Genomic DNA, 15,460 nt, shown 5'->3' with positions numbered 1-15,460 from the left:
TCATTAAAAGTAACCTCTTTCGTTCTCAGTCATTGGCGTTGCAGCCCGTGTCTGTGGGGTCGCATTATAGGGATATCGATCACGTTGGCAAGTGTTTTAATTGTAATTGTGTCCATTAGATGATCAACTGAACGATTAATAAGCAAATTACAATTTACTCTGCAACTTTATCAATCTCTTTTCATTTCGGTTAAGTATTGAAAGCGAATCATGTCGCAATATATGCTTCGCTTTATCAACATTACGTGCCTTTGCGTATTCGCTTGTAGAAGATTTTATTCTACAATGACTATTATTTTTCTATTAGGGCTCCCCCTCAACTATGCCAATTAAAATTGCTATTAATGGTTACGGCCGTATCGGACGCAGTGTCGTACGTGCATTATATGAAAGTAACCGCCAGGATAAGATAAAAATCATCATTATTAATGAGCTTGCTGAACCTAATGCCATTGCCCATTTAACTCAATATGACTCGACCCATGGGCGCTTTCCATTTCCTGTCGAGTTACTTAATAACCAATTAAAAATTAACAATGATTTGATTGAGTTAGTTTCTTATAAAGATTTAACTGATTTACCATGGGCAAAATTCGATATTGATATCGTACTTGACTGCACCGGTATTTATGGCAGTCAAGCAGATGCTGACGCGCACCTTGCTGCCGGTGCAAAAAAAGTTATTTTTTCTCATCCCGCCAGTTCAGATGTGCAAGCCACTGTCGTTTATGGTGTCAACCACCAACTTTTGACGGGTGCAGAAAAATTCCTTTCAGGCGCCTCCTGCACGACCAATTGCATAGTGCCTGTAATTGATACCCTTGACACCGCATTTGACATTAAGTGTGGCACTATCACGACTATCCATTCATCGATGAATGATCAACCCGTTATTGATGCTTATCATACTGATCTGCGCCGTACCCGCGCTGCTAGTCAATCAATAATTCCCGTTGACACTAAACTAGCAGCAGGTATTGAACGCATATTACCTAAGTTTGCCAATAAATTTGAAGCAATTGCAGTGCGCGTTCCGACCATAAATGTAACCGCTATGGATTTAAGTATTACCGTCACCAAAAAAGTAACTATTGAGGATATTAACGATTGCCTGAAAAAAAGCTCGAAAACTGCATTACAAGGAATACTGGGTTATACAGAAGCGCCTTTAGTGTCCATCGATTTTAACCATGATCCGCGCTCGTGCATTATTGATGGTACGCAAACTCGGGTTAGTGACGGCCATTTGGTTAAACTGTTAGTGTGGTGTGACAACGAATGGGGTTTTGCTAACCGTTTATTGGATACTAGCTTATATATCTCCAGCTTAGTGAAAACGAAAAAGGCAGACGCCCATAAAACGCTCACCTCTTGCATTGCATAACACGGTTAGTAAAATTTAATCTTGTTTATAATATCCTCTCAGATGATTGAGCGGATCCCTTGTCGCTACATTAGAGCTAAAATGGCCTCTTAAAAAGAAATTTAAGGCATTAATAACTGTATTAGCCAATATAGTTTATATGCCTTAAAGCTCTATTATAATACACTGCATCCTGCCCTTGCTCAGCCCTTCTAATCTCTTTTACAACGTGTTAAATTATGAGTAGAAAATCGTTGGTAAGTTCTCAACGGCTTAGATAATTTCAATAGTGATACAAAAGAGTTATTCCGTTATGCCCGATATATTGAAGCAATCTCACCTGTTATGCCATTCCACTTAGCACAATACACAAAAATCGCATTGGGAAAGTGAATGAGAACGAAACATTTGATTGAATAATAAGTAGCTATTGAGATTAGTAATCTTTAAGCATAGTTGCTAGAACAGCGACGGGCTCTTTTCTCTACTTAAAATCTCTCTATTATATTCAATTGATTCGCACTACTATTACCCATCACTGCGATTAACAGAACGAGGCCTTATGAAATTTGAAGTTGATACTCACACGCACACTTATGCTAGTGGTCATGCTTATAGCACTTTGATCGAAAATGCACAGGCAGCACAAGCTAATTCTGTACATATGTTCTGCACTACAGATCATTCACACTCTATGCCGGGTGCACCTCATTACTGGTTTTTTGGGAATCAAAAAATCTTACCAAGATTTATTTCTGGTGTGGCGGTTATCCGCGGTGTTGAAGCTAACATTATCAATATTTCAGGAGAGATTGATATCCCCTTAGAGACGGATTGCAACCTCGATTGGATTATTGCTAGCCTGCACGAGCCGGTCTTTAAACCAGCGAATAAAGCGGTACACACACAAACGCTAATAAATGTGATTAAAAGTGGACGAGTGGATGCACTTGGACATTTAGGTAACCCTAACTTTGACTTTGATTTTAATGCGGTAATTAGTTGCGCCAAAATGCATAACGTCGCCATTGAGATTAACAATTGTTCGCTTAATGGTACGAGCCGTGCAGGTAGTGCTGATCGCTGTAATGAAATTGCCTGTGTTGCGCGCGTCTTAGGCGCCTATGTCACCACAGGAACAGATGCTCATTTTTGCCAACAAATTGGGAAATTAGAGTTAGTAAGCGATATGTTTGATAAGATAGGAATGCCGACTGAACAAGTGATCACGTATACGACTAAACAGTTTTTGGCCTTTTTGAAATTAAGGGGCCGAGCTTTTATTAGTGAATATGCAGATCTTTATTAAGTCTCTGATATATATCACTATGAAACCTCAGATGCTTAACTCGAACGCAGCGCGAAGACCAGAACAAGGCGCTGCATGTGGGTCTTTCAAGCTGTGCCAACGCGACTCTCGTATCAACAGCGAATAATAATATTACTTTTCTATCGCCTAACAGCACTATTTAACAAGCTTGGTTGTTTTATTAATCGTTTTTTATCTACTCACTAAGAGACTTAACTGCATCACGGGATGCATCACCAATTGTGGTCGTCACTTTTTTTGCTACGTCTCGCGAAGTGTGACCAATTTCTGTCGTGGCCTCTTTAGTTGCATCTCCAATGTCTGTTCCTACACTTTTAATTTCAGTACAAGCGAAGAGTGCGCATGTGAGTGCGAGTGTTAAAATATATTTTTTCATAGATCTAAAAAACCATAGAGGGCAAACCCAGAGTATATACTCATGTTACTTGGAGATGCAAAATCAGCATCTTGATATTTGATGGGTATAGAAGTTAAATAACGCAATGAACGTTTCTTCAGAGCAAATATATTTATTGGAAGGTTTAATACGTGGTTTTTAAATAGGAGTGTTGTAAATAACCTCAATTCTGGATAAGCTAAACGATACAGTACCGTTATTTACGCGTATTTCTGCGTTAAATCATCTAGCAATAACCAGTTATTGCTGCGATGATTCGCCTTGAACTACGCAAAACTAACAGCACTGTATAATATGTTTTTTAACTTTTTGATATTTAATCTAATTTCGCTTCCATTATCCAGAACTGAGGTTAAATAAGTATTTATGCAATTTTATTAGTGCCTTGTTATTGTCTGCCAGTGCTTTCTCACTCGCCTATTACACAATTTCGGCCACTATCTTTTGCTGTATATAAGAGTTTATCTGCACGCTTAACTAATTCCCTGATGCTTTCTTCCCCCCTTAACTGACTGACACCGATACTAATAGTAATTCCCTCATCTTTCACTCGTAAATTTAATTGAACATGCTTTCGGATACGCTCACAAACAAGCAATGCCTCACTTAATTTGGTTTCAGGCAACAAAATAATAAACTCTTCGCCTCCCCACCGATAAACCTTATCAATATTACGAATAATATCAGTAAAGAGGGAGACCAATGATTGTAATACTTGATCGCCCACATCATGACCATGTTTATCATTGACCAATTTAAAATGATCAATATCTACAAAAGCGAGACAAAGATTATGATGATGACGTAAATGACGATCTCTTTCTATATTGACATTATGTTCAAATTTACTGCGGTTACCCGCTAAGGTCAATGGATCATGCAATGCCGCATTTTCAGCCGTTTGCCGTAAATGATCTGTCAATGCATTAGCAACCTGTAATGCATCGGCGCGCTCAACAATGTTATTTTCTACATGGCGTTGCCATATCCATAAAAATCCTAATGGAAAAGCTACGCTGTAAAGCATAAAAATCAATTCATATATTTGCTGTAACCAATCTACACTAATGAAATTTGGCACTGATTTTTCAATCACCACCATCGCAATACGCACTAGCATAGAAAAAATGAAAAACAATACAATAGCAACTGTATACTGATGCTCGATTGAGGGGGAGTTGTTATGAATAGGTTTTAATAGGTCCAGCACAGTAAATATTGAATAGATGGCAACAAACAGTGACGTAACAATGATACGCATCCCCGTATCAAAATCGATATAAGTATAATAAGTTAATAAGCAGACAAGTAGTAATAGTGATAGCAGAACGGAATTTAGGGGGAAAGCGAGCCCCTGGAAATGACGAGTACCTTGCCAGACAAAAACTACCCAGAGTGGATACATGCTATTACCGATAATAACGGAAATAAAATTTGGTAGATAAGCTTGACTGGCAATCAGCATTACGCCGATCAGTAAACAGCCAAAGCCAAGTGAAATCCACCCTAAACTGCCACTTGATTTGCTTGTCAGCCAGATAATCAACATTACAAGTGAAGCAATCAATGCAGTTAGCATATTTGCAATAAAAAGCGTGTGTAGATCTAACCCCATCAGATCTCCTTTTTAAATAAGGCAAAAACAATTACACCGTAATTTACGTCTATTAGGTTGTAGCGATGAACGTAAATAGATGCCCTTTATTAATTTACCTTATCGTCGTTATCATGGCCCTCGCCGATACCGTTCTGCAAACGTGCCACTAAACGACTCGCGCGTTGGGTTTTATGCTTAATAGCTTTGACCAGTATAGGCAGATCCACAAATAGGGTGAGCTGTTTTTTAGCCCGAGTAATGCCTGTATAAATTAATTCCCGTGTGACCACTGGCAAATGGTGATCAGGCAAGATAAAAACTGTATGGTCAAATTCTGATCCTTGACTTTTATGTACCGTCATTGCAAAGACTGTTTCATGTTTAGGCAATCGGCTCGGTTGAAAATCAGCGATCGTAGCATCAGACGTTTGAAAATAAACGCGTAGTTGATCTTCCTCATCGAGTAAACACAAACCGATATCCCCATTATATAAACCTAAATGGTAGTTATTTTGGGTGATCATTACAGGCCGGCCGATATACCAAGTATCACGACCGTTTTCCTGCTGATCAACAGCTTTACAGATTAATCCAGCCTTACTTAGAACTCTCTCACAGCGTTTATTTAAGCCATCAACCGCCCATTCTCCTTCGCGTGTTGCACAAAGCAGTTTAAATTGATTAAACTGCTTTAATAATTTTTTAGCCGTATCACGGTTCGCAGTAGTGATAGCAGCGATACTTTGCAAATAAGGGGTATATCCCTCGAGTATTAATTTATCTAATACTGGCAAAGAGAGTTCATTATTAACAAAATAGGATAAATCATCATAATCATGGCACAGTTTTACAACTTTTTTACTTGTTATATCCCCTGCATTAACTCCTTTCGCAAGATAACCGATACCTGAATATTGATCAAAACGATAGCTTTTACGCAGCAAGCATAAGTTGTCGGCCATATTTTCGCTGCCATAAGGAGGCTTAACTAAGCAGCTAAATCCGCTTAAATCTGCTAGTGATTGCGCTTTTTCTTGGCTGTAACCTGATTCTATAAAATAGCAGATATCCCCTAATACTGCCCCCGCCTCAACCGAGGCCAATTGATCTTTATCCCCCAATAAAATCAGTCGTGCGTGATCCGGTATCGCCATCAATAATTTTGCCATTAAAGGCAGATCGACCATTGACGCCTCATCCACCAGCAACAGATCTAAGTGTAGTTTATTACTCTGATCATGGCGAAAATGGTTACTGTTTGCCTTCACCCCCAATAAACGGTGAATAGTGCTCGCTTCACTCGGGATTCGTTCTTTTAACTCAGCCGTGATATCCAGCTCGCCTAAAGCATGCCCTATAGATTCGCTTAAACGCGCCGCCGCCTTTCCTGTTGGTGCAACCATTTTGATCAACAAATCTGGTTGTGCTTTTAATAACAACACTAGCAGTTTGCTGACCGTCGTCGTTTTACCTGTCCCTGGCCCCCCCGATATAACACAACGGGCAGAGCTAAGGGCAACAGCGGCGCTGACTTTTTGCCAATCACAACGTTCACTTTCAGCAATTAAAGAAGCGAGTGCCTGTAAATCTTGGCTGCACTTAGCTTGCTTAAAAATTATTTCAATATTGTCCCAGTCAAGCAATGCATGTGGCAGAACATCTAAATACTTTTCACATAACAAACTGACAGACTGTTTATTGTCGGTGCGCCAAGCTTGCCATAAATAATCATAATTAATTGTAAACAGCGCATCTAGGTCTGCCTTGCTACTAGTCGATAAGCTCACGGGCGGTTGATCTAATAATTTATCGGCAATTAACTGCTCAAATTGCGCATAACGCGTCAAGTAAAGTGCATTGAACTGTAAACTCAGTGGCGCCATGTCGCCAACACACAAGGACTCACTTAATAAAGCATGTGTGACTTGGCTATTTTGCAATAGACATTCAACATCATGGGTTTGACAAAAATTTTGCAGGTTAAGATCAGAGCTTAAGCACTTATCGTTAAGGCGCGACACGAGTTCTTCAAGCGGTAGACAGATATGCCCGAGACCTAAATATTCGCTGCAAAAAGCAGCACTTAAGGTGGTTAAATTATCGCCACCTAACTCACTGATAAATTTTGCAAAGTGATAATCTATTGAGCGCAATAATCCCAGCGTTTTCCATTGCTTAAGTTGCGTTAACATAGCGGCTCCTGCGACATTTTTGTAGGCTTTTCTTGCCCCGAAAAAAGCTTATCCAGCCCATCAATTAAAGCAAAGCTTGGTTTGTTAAAATACACACCGAATTGATTATCTCCCTGCATACCGCGTATAAATGTATAAAAAACACCGCCAATATGGGTTTCATAATTGTACTCTGACAAGCGCGATTTCAGCAGACGATGCAAGGCCAAAGTATAAAGCTGATATTGAAAATCGTATCGATGCTCAATCATCGCCAGCTCGATATTCTGCTGATTGTAGTCTTCTAAATTATCTCCAAGATAGTTTGATTTGTAATCTAATATATAATATTGACCATTTATTTCGAAGGTGAGGTCGATAAAGCCTTTTAGAAACCCCTGCACACTTTGGAACTGTAGCTCACCCGCTCGCGCTGATAACGGATCATGCTGCTGCATCAGGGCATTTACCTCTCGTGCATGCAGCAATTTCATATTAATAAAGAACTGCATTTCAACTTTCTTCTGCCTTGCAGTTAATGTACGTAGTCTAACGTCCTGCTGAGATAAATTATGATCTAAAATCTGCTCAATCCAAAGAGCCAGCACAGCGGACCATAGATCTGGCTCGCTATAAAGATGTTGTTGCAACTGCTCATTTAAGCTGTTATTTAACGCTTCGCGTGTCACCTCGTTGAAATCAATTGACTCAAATAACTGATGTAAAAAGCTACCATGCTTGGCCCCGCGAGGAAATGTAAACGGACTTTTCACAGACTCTTTAATGGGACTGATCATGACCAACTGCTCTGGCTTTTCCAGCTTATTTTCAGTTACTGGCACGCTACTATGAAAACGCGATAAGGAGGAGTAACTACTGATCCAATAATTTTTTTCAATATAAGCACTAAAGGCGACAGGCGATACTAATTCATTACCATTTTGCAATACCCGATAAGGCGTTTCATCTAATGTAGGTGGCGTGCGAACAGCTATATGGCTGGAGCTTTGACACATTTTTTCGAGCAGGTTATTTAACTGCGCACTATCTCCCGCTAACAGGTCTCCCTGCCCCTGCAAACAAATATAACCCAACGCACTTTTAGCCAGAGGAGTGTTTTTCACACGTCCGGTTTTATAGCTGCCAATACCGATGTAACAACGGTAAATGCTGCGTGTCAGACCAACATATAATAGCCGCAACTCTTCGGCTAATTGCTCTTTTTCAGTTAACGCAAAATGATTTCTATTATTATCAAGATCAAAAATTAACTGATGCTGTTTGTTGGGATCATGATATAAACACTCTGTCGCTTTTTGATATAAGCCAGTATAAGGCATAAAAACAATGTCGTATTCTAATCCTTTAGATTTATGCAATGTGCTCACTTGCACGAGATCTTTTTCACTTTCAAGGCGCTGTTTTTGTTCTCCCTGAGCGCTATTAGCTTGCTTAATCTGCTCACTAAACCAACGTAACAAAGCAAAATCGCCATCATAATCAACACTGTTCTTTTGCAATAATTCGGCAAGGTGTAATAAATCCGTGAGTGCACGTTCACCTTGTGCTGATTTGAGTAAATGTGCGCTTATCCCCTGTTGATGAAATAATTTATGTAACATAGCCAAAACGCCTGCTTTTGCCCAAATGGCACGATACGCCATAAATTGCATAATTTTATTCTCCCATAAATGGGTATCTTGAAGTAATTCATGAACTTGATTCGGGCTTTGTGCAAATAGCTTGCAGGCGATAGCACTGCGTAATAAACGCTCATTTTCTGGATTTAAACAGGCTTGTAAAATACGCAATAAATCTTGCGCCAGTGTCGTTGCATAAACACTCTCTTTGAGTGATAAATAAACACTATTAATATTTTCATTGAGCAGGGCTTTGCGTATGAGTGCAGCTTCTTTACCCGTACGCACTAAAATAGCGATATCATTGGCACGAATCGCCCGTTGCACACCGGTGTCATCCTCTAAGTAAGCTTGACCTTGCTGCGCTAGTAGCAATATTGTTTTTATTTCATTGACACAGGCTTGAGTAATGGACTCCTTAAACCCCTCGACATTTTCTCCCCCTGCCATGTGAATAAACTGTAATGCGCTTTGTGCATTATCATCTCGATTAGCCACTACTAATTTTTTACGTTTGCTATCGGGTGCTTTCACTGCAATAAAGGGAATCGCATCATTGTAAATAAAAGGCGCAGGACAATATGCAAAGAAAGCATTAACCGCATCAATCATTGCAGGGGTCGAGCGGTAGTTATAATCCAAACTGTAGTGGGCCGTCACATTTTGTCTTGCTTGCATATAGGTAAAAATATCTGCTCCGCGAAAGCTGTAAATAGCCTGCTTAGGATCGCCTATCATAAACAACCCCACGCTTTTATCCGAAGATACCTGCGGTGCTATGTCCTGGTAAATACTATGGAAAATTCGATATTGTACCGGATCCGTATCTTGAAATTCATCGATTAACGCGATCGGATAAGTAGCCCTAATTTGCTGTGCGAGGTGATTATCGACAGAGTGCTGCAACGCATCATCTAAGCGGCTAAGCAGATCATCAAAACCCAATAACATCTGCAGCTGTTTGTTTGATTGAAGATGCGCACGCACCCAGTAGGTCGCTTTTATCAGTAAGGTGTTTTGTAACGCGAGATCTAGCTCGAGTAGAGCTTCTATTTGTGAAAATACAGCGTGTTTGGGCGCCGCCCCTGTGGCTGTTTTGTCATCTAATATTTTCTGAGAAAAGCGTTCTAGATTTTTAGGCAAGGACAACGAAGCGCTGGATTGATAAGCCCACTGGGAAATTTCAGCTAGCCAGTTAGGCAAATTTTTCTTTGTGTAACTGCGTTTGGAAACATCAGAGTAGTTGATAATATCAGCATAATCACTTTCACCTTTTAGCCAACTGGTTTTTAATTTTTCAATTGCCTGTAAGCTAGATTGATACTTTTCTTTAAAATCGAAATTTGTAATATGCGGTAGAAATTGCAGATCATTACGCGATAACCAACTGTGTAGCTGTTTTTTTAGCTGCTCAGGATTTTGCCAATAACTGAAAATAAGCTCCGTTAAAGGGGCCGACAAATCATAAAAATGACTACGCCAAAAATCATTACAAGCTTGCAATAACAGTTTTGAATCGTCTTCTAATAACGTTTGCTGAAACAAACTGCCCGATTCAAAGGCATTTTGCATCAACATACGCTGACAAAAACCGTGAATAGTATAAATAGCCGCCTCGTCCATCTGCAGTTCAGCAAAACGCAACAAGCGGATAGCCAAAGGTTGATCATCACTTTGCGTAATAAGTGCCTGGGTAAAAGGGTCTTCACTGCTGCCCAGCAGAAAATCTAAACGCACCTGTACAATTCGCTCTCGGATACGCGATCTCAGTTCCGCAGTGGCAGCTTCCGTAAAGGTCACCACTAGAATTTGCTCAACAGTTAGAGGCTGCCGATGTGCATTATTAACAGATAAATCATTTTTGTCAGTATTGCTGTCTCCATGACCTAATAATAAGCGGATAAACAGACTCGCTATTGTATAGGTTTTACCGGTGCCTGCTGAGGCTTCAATCAATCGCTGCCCGAATAACGGAAAGGTTAATGCGTCTAATGGCAACACTGAAATTTGCGACTTGGTTATGGATTCTGTCATTAGCTTTACGCCTCCCATGGTGCGTATTCAATGCTGCTTATATTCGCTAAAACTGGTTTAAATACTTGCAGCGCAACGGTTTCAAATGCCAGCCAATGATCTTCCAAATTGTCATAACAGCGTTTGATATAGGGATCTTCGCCTTCAGCGAAACCGCGGCTATTAGCAAATACTTGCAAAGCAGCCAGCTGCCCTTGTGCACGCGTATCAAAGGTTAAATCCTGTAAAATATAACAGTCCGGTTGCTGCAAGTTAACCATAGTCGCCCAGGCAAAAGCGCTTTGGATGAAAAGTGGCAAGGGGGCCTGCAATCCCGATTCATACAATGCGATCAATTCAGTTAATTTTTGATAGGCAAAATCTGCTGGCACCTCTTCAAAGTAGATGCCACTAGTTTGCCCCAATAAACTCGAATTAAGGTGACGGCCATAGGCGATGCAATAACAAAGATGATCTACCCATAATGATAAAATATCTTTGCCTTTTATATTGCCTGTTTTAACACGCACCAGTCCATTTTCACAATGGTCGCTTAATTCACCTAGCAAGCGCTTTTCAGCAAAACGGATATCAATGTTAATGGTTTCAATTTCACCGACAAAATAGCTCGCGGTTAGATCGGCAAGATCGCACATACTTTGCAGATCTTTATTAAAGATAAGTGGTGCAAATTCACCTAATGGCAACTCACCCGTTGCTTTCACTTCGATGAATAGGTCATCTAATGATTTACCTTCCAATGCATATTCAAACTGCTTACTTTTAAGCTGATATTGCTGTAAATGATTTAAAGAGAAAGGTTCATCATTATCTTTTTCACTTTCATCTAATTCAAAATAAACATCTAGGCGCTGGTTAAAGAAAGTTTTGCAAGGATGCTTTAAAAATTGCTTCAACTTATCCAACTGAACTTCAATTAATGGCTCATCAAGCGCCAGTATCTGTTGTTGTGCAACAGGCTGCTCAAGCAATAATGCATCCCACCAATTGGTGTTGTAGGTTTTAAACGCGCCCTGATAGTAACACTCACTAAAACTTTGCATCGGATAATGATGCTTAATCAAAGTCAATAGCGCTTTTTCTGCGACACGGCTGCCATCTTGTAAATTATCTTTTAAAACAAAGCTTTGCTGGCAGTAATTGAGTAGTTCCGAGACTAATACCGAAGCCATTTTTTCGCTATTATCATTGATATCTCGACCTATATAACTGATATATAACTTATCTTGAGCCGAGAGCAGCGCTTCCAAAAACAAATAACGGTCTTCTTCTCGCCGAGAACGATCACCACGCTGGCGATGTCCGACCATCAAATCAAAACCCATAGGCACAATATTGCGCGGATATTGACCATCATTCATCCCCAATAAACAAACCACTTTAAAGGGAATTGAACGCATCGGCATTAAAGTACAAAAATTAACCGGGCCAGCTAAAAACCGCTGATTATTAGATTGAGTGGCAAGATGGTTTTCAAGATGTTCAATTAAAACAAAAAGTGATATTGGCTGATTGAACTGTGCCTGTTGTGTATGCATGAGTAGGTTATCAAGCTGATCGCGGATCATTGTTAATGCCGCTGTCGTCTCATCATCCTCAACATAAAAAGTGTCGATCAATTGATAAACAAAGGCTTGCCATTCGCTTGCACTATAGGGCAGCTTAAGGGCCGTTTCCAGTTCTATTAACGCATCGATGAAATCAATAAAACGCCCTAACAGCTCACCCTGTAAACCTTGCACTTCATCATAGGGAGAAATATCAGCGAACAGTCTATCGCTCATAGCATATCCTAATAACATGCGTTTCAAGCCGAAAATCCAACTGTTTTGTGGTAATTCGGGCAGATCCCACTGCGCCGCACTTTTTTCATGCAATCCCCAACGGATACCGCTGTCATTAATCCACTTTTGCAGTAAAACAAAATCGTTTTGATCTAATTGGAAACGCTGCAAAATAGCGGGAATTTCTAACAAAGAAAAAATATCATCTCGGGTATAGCGACTTTGATTAAGATTAAGCAGTTGTAAAAAACTGACTAAAATGGGATTTTCTTGCTGCGCACTAACATCTGAAATAGAGAATGGGATATAACGGTTTTTTTCGACACTGGCAAAAACAGCCTGCACATAAGGCGCATAAAGATCAATATTAGGCACCATGACGATAATATCTTTGGGTGTCAAACATTTATCGGATGCCAGCATAGCCAACAGATTATCATGCAAAACCTCCACTTCTCGCATTACGCTATGGGATAAATGCACACTCAGTGATTGGTCATTGGCTTCAATAATAGTGCGCGTTGATAGGTCAACACAAAGTGGGCAACTGCTATCCCGCAAATCTAAAATATCGGCTTGAATGTGGTGTAGTAAACTGTCACGCACTAGATCGACAAATGCATCGACTTCTTGCTGTTCAAGTGAATAGAGTTGATATAAAAAATCACGGCCCATTTTCCCCATGGAAGCTAATAAAGGATTGCCTACTTCATTATCAGCATCCTCACTCAGCGCCCATTGCAAATGTTTTTGATCTTTCTGCCAACTTGAATCAGGCAAACTTTTCACTTCGCCCTGCTGTACTGACAATTTCGGACGACTTTGCGCAAAACGCTTAGCAAGCAATTTCGGATCAACAATATCCGCCCAATAATAGCGACATGGATTACTTAATAGAAAGTGAACATCACAGTGTTTGGCGAGCCCTAACAGCGCTTGTAAGTAAGATTCAGGTAGCGCTGATATACCAAACACGAAAATACGTTTGGGTAAGTGTGTTAGGCTTGTTTGACTGTTAAGTTTCTCTAAAAAATCTTTATACAAAGCGGCACGATGATACGCTTTACCCTGCTCAGCAAAGCGCTTATCAATACTGATTGATAGCTTTTTCCACAATTTGGCTTGCCACCGTTGATCACCTAGCCAAAGTGGTACAGATTGTTGATTGTCAAGATCCCAAGTGGCTAATTGCTGTTCGCTGCTGTTTTCCCAAGCCTCAATCCATTGCGGACGATAAACTAAATATTGATCAAAAATATCCGCTATCTTTTGGCTCAATTGGAAACGTTTGCGTAACTGTGCATCGTCATCAAGATAATGTAATAACGCTGCAAAATCAGGATCGTCCAAGCACTCCGGCAAAAGCTGCATGATTTGCCAGGTCATCGATAGTTTATTAAAAGGACTATTCTCCGGCACATCTTTTAATATCGTTTTAAATTGCTGCCAAATAAAACTCGCAGGCAGGGGGAAATCGATATTGGCTGCAATTCCCGTTGCTTGCGCAATTTGCAGTTGTAACCACTGTGCCATCCCTGGGCTTTGTACTAGAATCGTTTCATCGGAGAAGGGATCTTCAAGGGGAGATTGCTGCATCAAGGCAACAAGCAGATCTTTTAATAAGTCTAACTGATTCGAATGATAAACTTGAAACACCGGCAGCCACCTTTTCGTTGATGCAATTTTTAATTGCGACACCTAAAAACAAGTATAAAAACATAATTACAATCAATATGTTCTTATTAAATAAAACCAAAGCACAAAAAAATTATTGACCAACCGTTAGGTATTGGGCGGCCACCCCCCCAACGCTTTCCACTTGTTGACCATATAGAAAAACAACTGCGCCGTAACTTCCGTATCATATAACGCAGAGTGCGCTTCATTACTGTCGTAAGCAATTTCAGCCTGCGCACATGCTTTAGCAAGAACTGTTTGTCCTAATGTCAATCCCGCCATACTGGCGGTATCAAAACTTGCAAAAGGGTGAAATGGCACACGCTTTAAGTTACAACGTAAAGCGGCCTGATTTATAAAACCTTGATCAAATGAGGCATTATGCGCGACCAAAATAGCACGGTTACAATCGTTATTTTTTTGGTGTTTACGCACTAATTTAAATATCTCAGTTAATGCATCTCGCTCATCAATAGCACCACGCAGAGGATTGAAAGGATCGATCCCCGTAAAGGCAAGCGCTTTGGGATCTAAGTTTGCACCTTCAAAAGGCAGTACATGAAAGTGAATTTTTTCGGCACAGTATAGATACCCTTGTTCATCCATCGCCGGTAATATAGCCGCGATCTCTAAGATCCCATCGGTTTGGGCATTCAAGCCAGAGGTTTCGATGTCAATAACAACAGGATAGTAACCACGAAAACGCGCAGCCAATAAATTTTCCATAGTTTACTCAAGATTCAGAAAAAGAAGCGCAATTATGCCAGAAACTGCGCTAAACAGCATAAATTTAGCTAAAGAAATCCCCTCGCTTGCCGATAAATGAAAAGACTTCTTTTATATAACGAGATGAATTATGAAAAAAATCATTATCACGGCCTTGCTGATTTACTTCAACCATGCGTATGCAGCCAATAATAACTACGCAGCAACCATTGATAACTCACAATGGCATATATCCAGTGCCACGCCGATCCAATGCACGCTAGAGCATCAGATACCACGTTATGGTCAAGCTGACTTTGAAGTAAAAGCCAATAAGAAGATTAATTTAGACTTTATATTGCATAGTAAACAAGCGATGCCTAAAACGCGCATGGCCACATTAACATCGGTGCCACCAAAGTGGCGTCCAGGAAAGGGAGTTGAAAAAATAGATACGGTTAAGTTTTATCAGCAATTCGATGGTTATGTCACTCGCCAAAGTGCTTGGCGCATGCTTAATGAATTAAATGCAGGCCAATATCCTACTTTTTATTTTAAAGACTGGTATAACAACGATCAGGTAACCAGCATCGGCCTATCATCGGTTAATTTTAATAAAAGTTACGACGAATTTAATAACTCAAGTTTCGGGGTTCATTTTTAGCCAATAAAAGTGAACCATCCCTCATTCTAGGGCTTCTTGCCGCAAAGTAAAGTTATCCATTTGCATGACTTGCGTAAAAAAATCGACAACCGTCTGTT

9 protein-coding genes are annotated in these 15,460 nt (G+C 40.2%); 3 read left to right on the top strand and 6 right to left on the bottom strand.

The features are described 5' to 3' along the window. The first annotated feature begins 322 nt into the window (after positions 1 to 322). Together epd and KSO91_RS12485 are read left to right on the top strand one after the other, a co-directional pair. Positions 323 to 1,384 carry an erythrose-4-phosphate dehydrogenase gene (gene epd, locus KSO91_RS12490; protein ID WP_238743329.1) on the top strand — a complete coding sequence of 354 codons (1,062 nt, stop codon included), beginning with the start codon at positions 323 to 325 and terminating at the stop codon, positions 1,382 to 1,384. Between the two features lie 541 nt (positions 1,385 to 1,925). Next, positions 1,926 to 2,672 (top strand): phosphatase, encoded by a 747-nt coding sequence (locus tag KSO91_RS12485; protein ID WP_238743328.1) that lies wholly within the window; start codon positions 1,926 to 1,928, stop codon positions 2,670 to 2,672. 196 nt (positions 2,673 to 2,868) lie between these two features. On the opposite strand, the gene KSO91_RS12480 is transcribed toward KSO91_RS12485, so the two are convergent. The 6 genes from KSO91_RS12480 to rnt form a co-directional block, all read right to left on the bottom strand. Next, positions 2,869 to 3,069, bottom strand: coding sequence for a hypothetical protein (locus KSO91_RS12480; protein ID WP_238743327.1), 201 nt, complete (start codon positions 3,067 to 3,069; stop codon positions 2,869 to 2,871). A gap of 430 nt (positions 3,070 to 3,499) precedes the next feature. Continuing rightward, the gene (locus KSO91_RS12475) at positions 3,500 to 4,705 is read right to left on the bottom strand and encodes a GGDEF domain-containing protein (RefSeq protein WP_238743326.1); all 1,206 of its coding nucleotides are present in this window, start codon (positions 4,703 to 4,705) and stop codon (positions 3,500 to 3,502) included. 89 nt (positions 4,706 to 4,794) lie between these two features. Next, on the bottom strand, positions 4,795 to 6,879 hold the full coding sequence (recD, locus tag KSO91_RS12470; protein ID WP_238743325.1) for an exodeoxyribonuclease V subunit alpha: 2,085 nt from the start codon (positions 6,877 to 6,879) through the stop codon (positions 4,795 to 4,797). Next, a complete protein-coding gene (recB, locus tag KSO91_RS12465; protein WP_238743324.1) occupies positions 6,873 to 10,532 on the bottom strand; it encodes an exodeoxyribonuclease V subunit beta in 3,660 nt (1,219 codons plus the stop codon). The genes recD and recB overlap by 7 nt, the downstream gene beginning before the upstream one ends. Before the next feature lie 5 nt (positions 10,533 to 10,537). Continuing rightward, on the bottom strand, positions 10,538 to 13,972 hold the full coding sequence (gene recC, locus KSO91_RS12460) for an exodeoxyribonuclease V subunit gamma (protein WP_238743323.1): 3,435 nt from the start codon (positions 13,970 to 13,972) through the stop codon (positions 10,538 to 10,540). 126 nt (positions 13,973 to 14,098) lie between these two features. After that, positions 14,099 to 14,719, bottom strand: a complete 621-nt coding sequence (gene rnt / locus KSO91_RS12455; RefSeq protein WP_238743322.1) for a ribonuclease T — start codon at positions 14,717 to 14,719, stop codon at positions 14,099 to 14,101. Between the two features lie 130 nt (positions 14,720 to 14,849). Between rnt and KSO91_RS12450 the strand changes: the two genes are divergently transcribed. Next, positions 14,850 to 15,362 carry a hypothetical protein gene (locus KSO91_RS12450; RefSeq protein WP_238743321.1) on the top strand — a complete coding sequence of 171 codons (513 nt, stop codon included), beginning with the start codon at positions 14,850 to 14,852 and terminating at the stop codon, positions 15,360 to 15,362. The last annotated feature ends 98 nt before the right edge of the window (positions 15,363 to 15,460 follow it).

Origin of the sequence: Psychromonas antarctica (assembly GCF_022267535.1) — a bacterium.
Taxonomy (GTDB): domain Bacteria; phylum Pseudomonadota; class Gammaproteobacteria; order Enterobacterales; family Psychromonadaceae; genus Psychromonas; species Psychromonas antarctica.
This window is presented reverse-complemented; position numbering and strand designations above follow the sequence as displayed.

Bases quoted from the DNA above. Each gene is read 5' to 3' on its own strand.
- epd (WP_238743329.1), top strand. From the start codon at position 323: ATGCCAATTAAAATTGCTATTAATGGTTACGGCCGTATCGGACGCAGT.
- KSO91_RS12485 (WP_238743328.1), top strand. From the start codon at position 1,926: ATGAAATTTGAAGTTGATACTCACACGCACACTTATGCTAGTGGTCAT.
- KSO91_RS12480 (WP_238743327.1), bottom strand. From the start codon at position 3,069: ATGAAAAAATATATTTTAACACTCGCACTCACATGCGCACTCTTCGCT.
- KSO91_RS12475 (WP_238743326.1), bottom strand. From the start codon at position 4,705: ATGGGGTTAGATCTACACACGCTTTTTATTGCAAATATGCTAACTGCA.
- recD (WP_238743325.1), bottom strand. From the start codon at position 6,879: ATGTTAACGCAACTTAAGCAATGGAAAACGCTGGGATTATTGCGCTCA.
- recB (WP_238743324.1), bottom strand. From the start codon at position 10,532: ATGACAGAATCCATAACCAAGTCGCAAATTTCAGTGTTGCCATTAGAC.
- rnt (WP_238743322.1), bottom strand. From the start codon at position 14,719: ATGGAAAATTTATTGGCTGCGCGTTTTCGTGGTTACTATCCTGTTGTT.
- KSO91_RS12450 (WP_238743321.1), top strand. From the start codon at position 14,850: ATGAAAAAAATCATTATCACGGCCTTGCTGATTTACTTCAACCATGCG.